At 56.6% G+C, this 12136-nt stretch carries 11 protein-coding genes; 7 read left to right on the top strand and 4 right to left on the bottom strand.

Annotated elements, in window-relative coordinates:
* The first annotated feature begins 83 nt into the window (after nt 1-83).
* The 6 genes from dapA to ypfH all read left to right on the top strand — a co-directional run bounded on the left by dapA (nt 84) and on the right by ypfH (nt 6608).
* Nucleotides 84-962, top strand: coding sequence for a 4-hydroxy-tetrahydrodipicolinate synthase (dapA, locus tag B3511_RS14250; protein ID WP_040074557.1), 879 nt, complete (start codon nt 84-86; stop codon nt 960-962).
* 16 nt (nt 963-978) lie between these two features.
* On the top strand, nt 979-2013 hold the full coding sequence (gene bamC / locus B3511_RS14245) for an outer membrane protein assembly factor BamC (protein ID WP_040074558.1): 1035 nt from the start codon (nt 979-981) through the stop codon (nt 2011-2013).
* 109 nt (nt 2014-2122) lie between these two features.
* A complete protein-coding gene (purC, locus tag B3511_RS14240) occupies nt 2123-2836 on the top strand; it encodes a phosphoribosylaminoimidazolesuccinocarboxamide synthase (RefSeq protein ID WP_046884628.1) in 714 nt (237 codons plus the stop codon).
* A gap of 124 nt (nt 2837-2960) precedes the next feature.
* Nucleotides 2961-3824 (top strand): KPN_02809 family neutral zinc metallopeptidase, encoded by an 864-nt coding sequence (locus tag B3511_RS14235; protein ID WP_040074560.1) that lies wholly within the window; start codon nt 2961-2963, stop codon nt 3822-3824.
* A complete protein-coding gene (locus B3511_RS14230) occupies nt 3824-5839 on the top strand; it encodes a tRNA(Met) cytidine acetyltransferase TmcA (RefSeq protein WP_286783281.1) in 2016 nt (671 codons plus the stop codon). The genes B3511_RS14235 and B3511_RS14230 overlap by 1 nt, the downstream gene beginning before the upstream one ends.
* 73 nt (nt 5840-5912) lie before the next feature.
* A complete protein-coding gene (ypfH, locus tag B3511_RS14225) occupies nt 5913-6608 on the top strand; it encodes an esterase (RefSeq protein WP_286783280.1) in 696 nt (231 codons plus the stop codon).
* 36 nt (nt 6609-6644) lie between these two features.
* Here ypfH and B3511_RS14220 read toward each other — a convergent pair whose 3' ends face one another.
* From B3511_RS14220 to B3511_RS14210, 3 genes are read right to left on the bottom strand one after another with little or no spacing between them, the layout of a single operon-like run.
* On the bottom strand, nt 6645-6842 hold the full coding sequence (locus B3511_RS14220; RefSeq protein ID WP_040074562.1) for a YpfN family protein: 198 nt from the start codon (nt 6840-6842) through the stop codon (nt 6645-6647).
* Nucleotides 6843-6868: 26 nt separating this feature from the next.
* Entirely contained in the window at nt 6869-7996 is a 1128-nt protein-coding gene (dapE, locus tag B3511_RS14215; RefSeq protein ID WP_040074563.1) for a succinyl-diaminopimelate desuccinylase, read from the bottom strand.
* A 3-nt stretch (nt 7997-7999) separates the two neighbouring features.
* A complete protein-coding gene (locus B3511_RS14210) occupies nt 8000-8356 on the bottom strand; it encodes an ArsC family reductase (protein ID WP_040074564.1) in 357 nt (118 codons plus the stop codon).
* Between the two features lie 388 nt (nt 8357-8744).
* Between B3511_RS14210 and ypfM the strand changes: the two genes are divergently transcribed.
* Nucleotides 8745-8804 (top strand): protein YpfM, encoded by a 60-nt coding sequence (ypfM, locus tag B3511_RS14205; RefSeq protein ID WP_001386977.1) that lies wholly within the window; start codon nt 8745-8747, stop codon nt 8802-8804.
* A 107-nt stretch (nt 8805-8911) separates the two neighbouring features.
* Here ypfM and acrD read toward each other — a convergent pair whose 3' ends face one another.
* Nucleotides 8912-12025: a multidrug efflux RND transporter permease AcrD gene (gene acrD, locus B3511_RS14200; protein ID WP_286783279.1), complete on the bottom strand. Its 3114-nt coding sequence runs from the start codon at nt 12023-12025 to the stop codon at nt 8912-8914.
* Nucleotides 12026-12136: the final 111 nt, after the last annotated feature.

Raw genomic sequence — 12136 nt, 5'->3', positions numbered from 1 at the left:
ACAACCTGGGGGCCTCAGGTCGCTTGCTTTTATTACAGTTCCAAACGTACCATTGAGGCTCTTGCACGCATTGAGGATGGCCCATGTTCACGGGAAGTATTGTCGCGATTGTTACACCGATGGATGAAAAAGGTAATGTCTGCCGGTCAAGCCTGAAGAAACTGATTGATTATCATGTCGCCAGCGGAACCTCGGCGATTGTATCGGTAGGGACTACCGGTGAATCTGCCACGCTGAGCCACGATGAGCATGGCGATGTCGTATTGATGACCCTTGAACTGGCTGACGGCCGCATCCCGGTCATTGCCGGAACTGGCGCCAATGCTACTGCTGAGGCCATCAGCCTGACGCAGCGTTTTAACGACAGCGGCGTTGTGGGTTGCCTGACGGTAACACCATACTACAACCGTCCTACCCAGGAAGGTCTGTTCCAGCACTTCAAAGCTATCGCCGAACATACTGACTTGCCGCAAATCCTGTATAATGTGCCGTCGCGTACTGGCTGCGATATGCTGCCAGAAACCGTGGGCCGTCTCGCCAAAGTAAAAAATATTATTGCGATTAAAGAGGCGACCGGGAACTTAAGCCGTGTTCACCAGATCAAAGAGCTGGTTTCAGACGACTTCATCCTGCTCAGCGGTGATGATGCCACTGCGCTGGACTTTATGCAGCTCGGTGGTCATGGGGTCATTTCCGTGACCTCAAACATCGCGGCCCGTGATATGGCTGAAATGTGCAAACTGGCTGCCGCAGGGCATTTCCAGGAAGCACGGTTGATCAACCAGCGTCTGATGCCGCTGCACAATAAATTATTTGTCGAACCCAATCCGATCCCAGTGAAATGGGCATGTAAGGAGTTGGGACTTGTAGCAACTGACACGCTGCGTCTGCCGATGACCCCCATCACCGACCATGGTCGTGAAGTGGTTACCGGCGCGTTGAAGCATGCTGGTTTGCTGTAAAGTTTAGGGAGATTTGATGGCTTACTCAGTACAGAAATCGCGCCTGGCGAAGGTTGCGGGTGTTTCGCTTGTTATGCTGCTTGCGGCCTGTAGCTCAGATTCACGCTATAAACGCCAGGTGAGCGGTGACGAATCCTACCTGGATGCTACGCCGCTTGCTGAACTTCATGCTCCTGCGGGCATGATCCTGCCGGTTGAGAATGGCGATTACACCATTCCTGTCACCAATGGCAGTGGCGCGGTGGGTAAAGCGCTGGATATCCGTCCGCCGGCACAGCCGCTGGCGCTGGTGAGCGGTGCGCGCACGCAGTTTACCGGTGATACCGCCACCCTGCAGGTTGAAAGCGCGCGTAACGCTAACCTGTGGCCACAGGTAGTTAGCGTGCTGCAGGCGAAGAACTACACCATCGATAAACGTGATGATGCCAGCCAGACGCTGACAACGGACTGGATCGAATGGAACCGTCTGGATGAAGATCAGCAGTACCGTGGTCGTTATCAAGTCTCTGTTAAGGCTCAGGGTTATCAGCAGGCCGTGGTGGTCAAACTGTTGAACCTGGAGCAGGCGGGTAAACCGGTTGCTGATGCTGCTTCTCTGCAGCGCTACAGCGCCGAGATGCTGAACGTGATCTCTGCGGGCCTCGATAAAAACGCTACCGACGCGGCGAACGCGGCGCAGAGCCGTAACGGCGCCACCTTCGATGTACAGAGCGCTGCAGACGATACTGGCCTGCCTATGCTCGTGGTACGTGGTCCGTTCAACCAGGTCTGGCAACGTCTGCCGTCGACGCTGGAGCGCGTAGGGATGAAGGTCAACGACAGCACCCGCTCTACCGGCAGCATGGCGGTGACCTACAAGCCGCTTTCCGATAGCAGCTGGGAAGAGCTTGGCGCGCGTGACCCAGGCCTCGCAGCCGGCGACTATAAGTTGCAGGTAGGGGATCTGGATAACCGCAGTAGTTTGCAATTTATCGACCCGAAAGGGCATACGCTGACCCAGTCGCAAAACGATGCGTTGGTTGCTGCCTTCCAGGCCGCATTCAGCAAATAAAAAAAGGGGCTGGTTTATCCAGCCCTTTTTATTTTAGTGCTACGCAAACGTGTGCGTGGCATAATACGCCGGGTTTTGTACACAAATCATCACACCAGGAGTAGAGAAGATGCAGAAGCAAGCTGAGTTGTATCGTGGCAAAGCGAAAACCGTATACAGCACGGAAAATCCCGATCTGTTGGTGCTCGAGTTCCGCAATGATACGTCAGCAGGAGATGGCGCGCGCATTGAGCAGTTCGATCGTAAAGGGATGGTGAACAACAAGTTTAACTATTTCATTATGAGCAAACTGGCGGAAGCGGGTATTCCGACGCAGATGGAAGCGTTGCTGTCCGATACGGAATGTCTGGTGAAGAAACTGGATATGGTTCCGGTTGAGTGCGTAGTCCGTAACCGTGCCGCTGGCTCCCTGGTGAAACGTCTGGGCGTTGAAGAGGGTATCGAACTGAACCCGCCACTGTTCGACCTGTTCCTGAAAAACGATGCGATGCACGACCCTATGGTGAACGAGTCTTACTGCGAAACCTTTGGCTGGGTGAGCAAAGAGAATCTGGCGCGCATGCAGGAGCTGACCTTCAAAGCCAACGACGTGTTGAAAAAACTCTTCGATGACGCCGGCCTGATTCTGGTCGACTTCAAACTGGAATTCGGACTTTATAAAGGCGAAGTGGTACTGGGCGATGAATTCTCGCCAGACGGTAGCCGTCTGTGGGATAAAGAGACCCTGGATAAAATGGACAAAGACCGCTTCCGCCAGAGCCTGGGTGGCGTAGTTGAAGCCTATGAAGCCGTTGCCCATCGTCTGGGTGTGAACCTCGATTAATCCCCGCTTTTCCGTCAGAGGTAGATACCTGCCTCTGACGTTTCATCCGTGTTGCCTGTGGTAATCTTTCCCTTAAACGCCTACGATCAGACATATTATCAATGCGATATTATTGAGGTGGGATATGCGCTGGCAAGGGCGTCGTGAAAGTGACAATGTAGAAGACAGGCGCAGCGGTGGTGGCGGTCCGATGATGGGCGGCCCGGGCTTTCGCTTACCTCGCGGTAAAGGGGGGCTGGTTCTGCTGGTGGTGGTGCTGGTAGCAGGGTACTACGGCGTCGACCTGACCGGTTTACTCACCGGCCAACCGATGGAACAGCAGCAGTCGCAGCGTTCCATTAGCCCTAATGAGGACGAAGCGGCAAAATTCACTTCGGTGATCCTGGCCACGACCGAAGACACCTGGAGCCAGCTGTTCGACAAAATGGGCCGGACCTATCAGCAGCCGAAACTGGTGATGTATCGCGGCGCCACGCGCACCGGATGCGGCACCGGCCAGTCGGTAATGGGGCCGTTCTACTGCCCGGCCGATTCGACCGTCTATATCGATCTCTCTTTTTATGATGACATGAAATCAAAACTGGGCGCCGATGGCGATTTCGCTCAGGGCTATGTTATTGCCCATGAAGTCGGGCACCACGTGCAGAAGCTGCTGGGTATCGAGCCAAAGGTGCGTCAGCTGCAGCAAAATGCCAGCCAGACTGAAGTAAACGCGCTGTCGGTGCGGATGGAGCTACAGGCCGACTGCTACGCCGGCGTGTGGGGACACAATATGCAGCAGCAAGGCGTGCTGGAAGCGGGCGACCTGGAAGAGGCGCTCAACGCCGCCGAAGCCATTGGTGATGATCGCCTGCAGCAGCAAAGCCAGGGGCACGTCGTCCCCGATAGCTTCACTCACGGCAGCTCGCAGCAGCGCTACACCTGGTTCAAACGCGGTTTCGATAGCGGTGACCCGGCGCAGTGCAATACCTTTGGCCGCGCAATGTAATGTCTGAGGGCGTTGAGGCATTATCCCGGTTTCAACTGCAGTTGACGCGTGCCGGGCACCGGCTTCTGCTGGTGGTTAGCGGTGAAGATGAGTGGGCGCAGCAGCAGGCGCTCACCCTTTGCGATACGCTTGCCGGCGACTGGCTTTGGGTGGGCAATAACGCGCCGGTTCCGAACGCCTGCGCCCCGCAGGCATTAAGCAACCTGCTGGGTCGAGAGCATCTTCACGCCGTGTTTGATGCACGTTACGGCTTTGACGTGGCCGCCCTGGCGGCGCTCTGCGGCACACTGCGCGCCGGCAGTCTGCTGGTCCTGCTGACGCCCCCTTTAACACAGTGGCCATCCCAACCTGATCAAGACGCCGTGCGCTGGAGCGACAGCGCCGAGCCAATTGCTACACCGCGTTTCGTGCAGCACTTTTGTCGCCACCTCGCTGCCGATCCGCAGGTGCTCCTGTGGCAGCAGGGCGACCCGTTGATCCTTCCGGACCTACCGTCAGCGATCCCCTGGCAACCCGCCAGCGGTGAACCCCAGCGCGAGCAGGCGCAAATTCTCGAGCGTTTACTGACCCAACCCCCAGGCATCACCGCCGTCACTGCCCCCCGCGGGCGAGGAAAATCGGCGCTGGCGGGCATGCTACTGCAACGTATTACCGGCAACGCAATCGTGACGGCACCGTCCAGAGGCGCCACGGACGTTATTGCCCACTTCGCCGATAAGCACTTTCACTTTATGGCGCCGGACGCGCTGCTGGCCTCAGGGCAAGTGGCTGACTGGCTCATTGTTGACGAAGCTGCCGCCATCCCCGGCCCGCTCCTGGAACAGCTGGTGAGTCGGTTTCCGCAGGTACTGTTAACCACGACCGTACAGGGGTACGAAGGCACAGGCCGGGGATTTTTACTGAAATTCTGCGCTCGCTTTGCCGGGCTGCGCTATTTCCCGCTTTCCGAGCCGATGCGCTGGGCCGTCGGCTGTCCTCTGGAGCGCTTTATCGATGAGGTGCTGCTGTTTGACGATCGCCCTGACAGTGAGCCTGCGCAGGGCGAGGTCCGTTTTTTACCCCTTGAGCCGGAAGCCTGGCTCTCTGCCCCCGCGCGGCCATCCGCGGTCTATAAGCTCCTGTGTGCCGCCCATTATCGTACCTCGCCGCTCGACTTACGGCGGATGATGGATGCTCCGGGCCAACACTTTACCGTCGCCTGCACGGGGGATCGCGTAACGGGGGCAGTGTGGCTGGTCGATGAAGGCGGCTTAGGGCCGGGACTCAGCCGGGCGGTCTGGGCCGGGTACCGGCGTCCGCGCGGTAATCTGGTGGCGCAGTCTCTGGCGGCACATGGCGGTTCGCCGCTTGCCGCGACCCTCAGCGGCAGACGAATAACCCGGGTGGCCGTCCATCCTGGCCACCAGCGGCAGGGGCTCGGTCAGGCGCTGATTGCCAGCGCGGCGGCCAGCGCAACGGTCGATTACCTCTCGGTCAGCTTCGGCTATACCGAGGAGCTCTGGCGCTTCTGGCAGCGCTGCGGTTTTGTGCTGGTACGAATAGGCAGCCACCGGGAGGCGAGCAGCGGCTGCTACAGCGCCATGGCGATACGTCCCCTCAGCGATGCAGGGCGAGCGCTTTGCGCGCATGAGCATCAACGCCTGCGCCGGGATGCCCGCATCATTGAGCGCTGGAACGGTGAAAAGATCCCGGTAGAGACGCTTGAGTCGGCTACCCTTACGGATGATGACTGGCTGGAGCTGGCGGGATTCGCCTGGGCTCATCGCCCGTTTTCCGCCTCTGTGGGCAGCCTCACCCGGCTGTTAAATGCCACCTCAGCACCGCTGGAGGCTTTAAGGGGCAAAATCGAGCTGCAGCTGGAGGAGGGCGAAATGAGCCGCAGGCTGGGGCTAAACGGGCGTAAAGCGCTGTTAGCGCGGTTGCGCGCCGAAACCGGCCAGACACTGGCGCAGCAGGATCTGCCGCGTAGCCAGCAGCTCAAAAACGACATATTGCAATGGCAATTTTTTCAATGACTTCTTCAATGAACTGGCATGGTTAATATGCCCATCAGGCGTAAAATCGGGTTCATCAAATAAGGAGAGTGCCATGAAACATGATCATTTTGTTGTTCAAAGCCCGGTGCAACCGGCAAAACAATTATTGCTGCTGTTTCATGGCGTAGGCGATAGCGCGGCTAACATGGCGCAGATCGGATCCTGGTTTGCGCCGCATTTCCCGGATGCGCTTATTGTCAGCATCGGTGGCGCAGAGCCGTGCGGCCCGAACGGCCGCCAGTGGTTCGCCGTGCAGGGCGTGACCGAAGAGAGCCGTCAGGGGCGGGTGGACGCCATCATGCCGCGATTTCTCGAAACGGTGCATTACTGGCAACAGCAGAGTGGGGTGGGAGCAAATGCCACCGCGCTGATTGGTTTCTCGCAGGGCTCAATTATGTCGCTGGAAAGTATAAAAGCAGAGCCGGGGCTGGCATCACGGGTGATTGCCTTTAATGGCCGCTACGCCACCCTGCCGCAACATGCCGATACCGCCACGACCATCCATCTGATTCACGGTGGTGAAGACCGGATCATTGAGTTATCGCACGCCGTCGACGCCCAGGAGGCACTGCTGCGGGCGGGAGGAGATGTGACGCTGGATATCGTTGAAGATCTGGGTCACGCCATCGACGATCGCAGTATGCAGTTCGCACTGGACCATCTGCGTTTTACCGTACCGAAGCACTATTTTGACGAAGCGCTGAGCGGCGGTAAGCCTAACGACGATGACATCGTAGAGTTCTTGTAATAAAAAGCCCTCTCCCGGTGGGGAGAGGGCTGATTTTCACTTCTTCTGGTCTTTGTTCGGCCAGTCGTCGTCATCATCCCACTTATCGTTAAAATCACGATGCGGCGGGAGGTCGGGTTTGTTGGCGAGGAATTTCTTGTGGTCCACGCGATTCAGATCTTTGATGACATTGATCAGCACGCCCACCAGGAAAACCAACACCAGAATCCACCAGTATTTTGCCAGCCAGTCCATTCGCTTTTCCTTTTACAGAACACTCATCAGGCGATGAGCTGCTCCATGATACGTTGATACATACGAGCCAGTAGCTGTAAATCAGCCGCATTCACGCATTCATTGATTTTATGAATGGTGGCGTTCACTGGCCCAAGTTCTACCACTTGCGCACCCATACGGGCGATAAAGCGCCCATCGGATGTGCCGCCCGTGGTAAGTAGCTGCGGTTTAATTTCATTATAGTGCGCGATAGCGTTAACGACCGCATCGACCAGCTTGCCGCGTCCGGTCAGGAAAGGTTGGCCTGAGAGCCACCAATCCACGCTGTAGCGCAGCGCATATTTATCCAACAGCGCGGCCACGCGGGCTTTGATCATCTCGTCGGTCAGCTCGGTGCTGAAGCGGAAGTTAAACTGAACGAACAGATCGCCCGGGATCACGTTGTTACTGCCGGTTCCGGCCTGGATGTTGGCAATCTGCATGCTGGTGGGCGGGAAGTACTCATTGCCTTTGTCCCACTCGATACCCACCAGCTCGTTGAGCATAGGGGCTGCGCGGTGTACCGGGTTATCGGCCAGGTGTGGGTAGGCAACATGGCCCTGCACGCCGTGGATGGTCAGGTTGCAGGTGAGTGAGCCCCGACGGCCATTTTTCACCACATCCCCCACCACTTCGGTGCTGGAGGGCTCACCCACCAGGCAGTAGTCCAGGCGTTCATTACGCGCCATCAGGGTTTCGACTACCTTCACGGTGCCGTTTTTAGCGCTGGCCTCTTCATCAGAGGTGATCAGAAATGCCAGACGGCCTTTATGGTTCGGATGCTGAGCGACAAAGCGTTCAGCCGCCACAACCATGGCCGCCAGCGAGCCTTTCATGTCTGCCGCGCCGCGACCAAACAGCATACCGTCGCGGATGGTGGGTTCGAAAGGCGGGTTGATCCAGAGGTCGGCGTTGCCCGCAGGCACCACGTCGGTGTGTCCGGCAAAGGCCAGGGTTTCGCCCTCGCCACGCCACGCCCAGAAGTTTTGCGTATCGCCAAAATCCATCGCTTCAACGGTGAAGCCGATAGCGCGCAGGCGTTCTATCATTAGCGCCTGACAACCAGCGTCGTCCGGGCTGAGGGAGGGGCGGCGAATAAGCTGCTGAGTCAGCTCAATGACCGGGCATGACATAAACTACACCTCGTCAAAATAGCGTTGGTAACTGGAATCACTAAAGCCCAGCAGCATAGGCTGACCTGGCGTCCAGAGCAATGGGCGTTTAATGATTGCAGGCATTTCAATCATCAGTGCCGCCGCGCTGTCGGCGTTATTAATGCTGGCGCGCAGGCTCTCATCCAGCTTACGCCAGGTCGTCCCTCGGGTGTTCAGCAACGCTTCCCAACCCAGTTCAGCGATAAATTTTTGCAGCAAATCTGCATCCAGTCCGTCCACGCGATAGTCGTGAAAACGATAGTCAATATTGTTATCTTCAAGCCAGCGGCGTGCTTTTTTGATGGTATCGCAATTTTTGATGCCATAGAGCTGGGTCATGGTGAATCCTTTTGTATTAATTATGCTCAAACGCACAGTATTTTCGAATATGTTAGTGATGCACAAATATAACACATTCAGTTTATGACTTTATTTAAACACGCTACGCACCGCTGCTTAAGGGAAATAATGAATATTCTTTCACTCCCGCTGCATAGCCCTACAGAATCAAATAAAAGCCTGGCAAAACGGCCTGGATTTATTTCATCGACTTAAATCAGGGTTGTTTCAAAATATTGCATTACGTCACATAAAGTTTATCGTTCTCCCTCCATATTACTTACAAGCCCTGTGATAGCAGGGTGGGGCAATCGCAGTGATTGATTAAAGATTCTTCACATTGTCGATATATTCTCGTAAAATGCCCATAATAATAAGAGAGGTTGTTATGATTGAACGTGAACTGGGGAACTGGAAAGATTTTATCGAAGTCATGCTTCGTAAATGAAATTCAGGAAGAACAGCAAAAAGCACTTGGTTGTAAAATAATGATAGTGTGCACAAAAGCACACAAAAAAGGCGGCTAGTGAGGCCGCCTTTTTTATTTCTAATGCCTTATTCCGGGCGCGCTTTTAGCGGGAAGCGACGGCGTACCAGTACAAAGAAGAGCGGTACAAAGTAGATGGCAAGTATCGTGGCCGCGATCATCCCGCCCATTACGCCGGTCCCTACCGCATGCTGACTTGCCGAACCGGCACCGGAACTGGTTGCCATCGGCAGTACGCCGAACACAAACGCCAGCGAGGTCATCAGAATTGGACGCAATCGCTGACGGCACGCATCCAGCGTAGCGGCTACCAGATCCTGGCCCTTCTCATTCATCTCGTTAGCAAATTCGACGATCAATATGGCGTTCTTCGCCGATAGCCCAATAACCGTCAGCAACCCGACCTGGAAGTAGACGTCGTTCTCCAGCCCGCGCATCCAGGTGGCCAGCAGGGCGCCAATTACCCCCAGCGGCACCACCAGCATGACCGAGAAGGGAACTGACCAGCTCTCATAGAGCGCGGCCAGACAGAGGAAGACGACCAGCAGCGACAGCGCATAGAGCGCAGGCGCCTGCGCGCCGGAGAGGCGTTCTTGATACGACATGGCCGTCCACTCCAGCCCGAAGCCTGCCGGAAGCTGACTGACCAGCCCTTCCATCACATCCATTGCCGTACCGGTACTGACGCCTGGCGCGGCTTCCCCGACAATTTCCACTGCCGCATAGCCGTTGTAGCGCTCCATGCGCGGCGAGCCGGTTTGCCAGCGTGACGTAGCGAAGGCGGAGAAGGGCACCATGCTGCCCTCTTTATTGCGTACGTACCAGAGGTTGATATCCTCCGGTAGCATGCGGTATTTGGCGGCCGCCTGCACGTAGACCTTCTTCACGCGGCCACGATCCATAAAATCATTCACGTAGCTGGAGCCCCACGCGGTCTGCAGCGTGTCGTTGATATCATCAATAGAGATGCCCAGTGCCTGCGCTTTACGCTGATCGATATCGATCTGCAGCTGGGGGCTGTCATCAAGGCCGTTGTGGCGTACGCGGGTCAGGTTGGGCTCTTCCCCGGCCAGCTCCAGCAGGCGATCGCGTGCCGCCATCAGGGCGTCATGCCCTGCACCGGCGTGATCCTGCAACTCCATATCAAAACCGGCGGAGCTGCCCAGGCCGCTGATGGCCGGCGGGCTGCTGGCAAAGACGCGCGCTTCTTTAATCCGACTGAACGCTTTGGTGGCACGCTCGATAATGGCAAACGAGGTGCCAGTTTTCGCATCACGTTGCTCCCAATCTTTCAGGCGTACAAACATACGTGCCACGTTCTGCCCGTTGCCGCCAGGGCCAGAGCCGACCGTGGCAAACACCGACACGACGTTCTCTTTCTCTTTGGTGAAGAAATACTGTTCGACCTGCTGCACCACTTTCAGCGTCTGCTGCTGCGTCGCACCGCTGGGAAGCTGCACCGAGGTAATAAACATGCCGCGGTCTTCCAGAGGTAAAAATGAGGTGGGCAGGCGCAGGAACAGGAACACCATTCCGCCCAGCAGCAGCACGTACACCACAATCCAGCGCAGACTGTGCTGCAAAACTCGCCCCACGCCCGCTTCATAGCGTGCCGCGTTGCGATTGAACATGCGGTTGAACCACCCGAACAAGCCTTTTTGCCCGTGATGCTCGCCTTTGTGTAGCGGCTTAAGCAGGGTAGCGCAGAGGGCAGGGGTCAGGATCATCGCCACCAGCACGGACAGTACCATTGCCGAGACAATGGTAATGGAGAACTGGCGATAGATAGCCCCCGTAGTGCCGCCAAAGAAGGCCATTGGCACAAAGACGGCCGACAGCACCAGGGCGATACCCACCAGCGCCCCCTGGATCTGTCCCATCGATTTTCGGGTGGCCTCCCGTGGGGAGAGCCCCTCCTCGCTCATGATGCGTTCGACGTTCTCCACCACCACAATGGCGTCATCGACCAGTAGCCCTATCGCCAGCACCATAGCGAACATCGTCAGGGTGTTAATGCTGTAGCCAAAGGCATAAAGCACGGAGAAGGTCCCCATCAGTACCACAGGTACGGCGATGGTTGGAATGAGGGTGGCGCGGAAGTTTTGCAGGAACAGATACATCACGAGGAACACCAGCGCGATGGCTTCCAGCAGCGTTTTGACCACGTCCTCGATAGAGGCTTTTACGAAGGAGGTGGTTTCGTACGCGACCTTGTATTCGAGCCCGTGGGGAAAGAAATGCGACAGTTCATCGAGGCGGTCGATGACCAGTTTGGCGGTGGCCATTTCGTTGGCCCCCGACGCCAGTTTCACCCCCAGCCCGGAGGCCGCATTGCCGTTGAACCGGCTAAGATAGTCATATTTCTCGGCACCCATCTCAATCGTCGCCACGTCGCCGAGGCGCACCTCGGAGCCGTCCTGATTCACGCGCAGCGTGATGTCCCGGAACTGCTGCGGTGTCTGCAGTAATGATTGCGAATTGATGGTGGCGTTCAGCGCCTGCTTGTCGATGGCGGGCGTTCCGCCCAACTGGCCAACGGCAATCTGGGCGTTTTGCGACTCGATAGCGTCGGTCACATCTTTCGCCGTCATCTGAACGCTGTTCAGTTTCGCCGGGTCAAGCCAGATGCGCATGGAGTATGGTGAGCCGTAGGCGTCGATATCCCCCACGCCGTTAATACGGCTCAGCGGATCCTGAATATTACTGGCGACGTAGTCGGCGATGTCCTGCTTATCCATTGAGTTATCGGTAGAGACGAAGGCGATGGTCAGGATATTGGTGTCCCCGGTTTTACGCACCGTCACCCCCTGATTCTGCACCGCCTGGGGCAGTTTACGCAGGGCTGACTGCAGCTGGTTTTGCACCTGTTGCACCGCTTCGTCGGGATCGCTGCCGGCGGAAAAGCTCAGCGTGACCGTTGCCATACCGGTAGCGCTGCTCTGGGAAGACATATACATCAGGTTATCGAGGCCGGTCATATTCTGCTCGATAACCTGGGTGACCGTATTTTCCAGCGTCTGTGCCGACGCCCCCGGATAGTTGGCAGTAATACGCACATTCGGCGGTGCCAGATCGGGATATTGCTCAACAGGAAGTGAAAAAATGGCCAGGGTGCCGGTCAGGCATAATAAGATTGCCAGTACCCAGGCAAAAATGGGGCGATCGATGAAAAAATTCGCCATTGAACCAGGACCTCATTTAGCGTCGAATTGTTATTGTACATTGCCCGCATCACTCTAGCGGCAAGGCGGATGTCAAACGTGGAGAAAATAAGGAGATAGTGTAAATTATCA

Source organism: Leclercia sp. UBA1284 (genome assembly GCF_002308415.1).
Classification (GTDB): domain Bacteria; phylum Pseudomonadota; class Gammaproteobacteria; order Enterobacterales; family Enterobacteriaceae; genus Enterobacter; species Enterobacter pneumoniae.
This window is presented reverse-complemented; position numbering and strand designations above follow the sequence as displayed.

Coding starts and splice junctions, on each gene's coding strand:
- dapA (WP_040074557.1), top strand. CDS start 84: ATGTTCACGGGAAGTATTGTCGCGATTGTTACACCGATGGATGAAAAA.
- bamC (WP_040074558.1), top strand. CDS start 979: ATGGCTTACTCAGTACAGAAATCGCGCCTGGCGAAGGTTGCGGGTGTT.
- purC (WP_046884628.1), top strand. CDS start 2,123: ATGCAGAAGCAAGCTGAGTTGTATCGTGGCAAAGCGAAAACCGTATAC.
- B3511_RS14235 (WP_040074560.1), top strand. CDS start 2,961: ATGCGCTGGCAAGGGCGTCGTGAAAGTGACAATGTAGAAGACAGGCGC.
- B3511_RS14230 (WP_286783281.1), top strand. CDS start 3,824: ATGTCTGAGGGCGTTGAGGCATTATCCCGGTTTCAACTGCAGTTGACG.
- ypfH (WP_286783280.1), top strand. CDS start 5,913: ATGAAACATGATCATTTTGTTGTTCAAAGCCCGGTGCAACCGGCAAAA.
- B3511_RS14220 (WP_040074562.1), bottom strand. CDS start 6,842: ATGGACTGGCTGGCAAAATACTGGTGGATTCTGGTGTTGGTTTTCCTG.
- dapE (WP_040074563.1), bottom strand. CDS start 7,996: ATGTCATGCCCGGTCATTGAGCTGACTCAGCAGCTTATTCGCCGCCCC.
- B3511_RS14210 (WP_040074564.1), bottom strand. CDS start 8,356: ATGACCCAGCTCTATGGCATCAAAAATTGCGATACCATCAAAAAAGCA.
- acrD (WP_286783279.1), bottom strand. CDS start 12,025: ATGGCGAATTTTTTCATCGATCGCCCCATTTTTGCCTGGGTACTGGCA.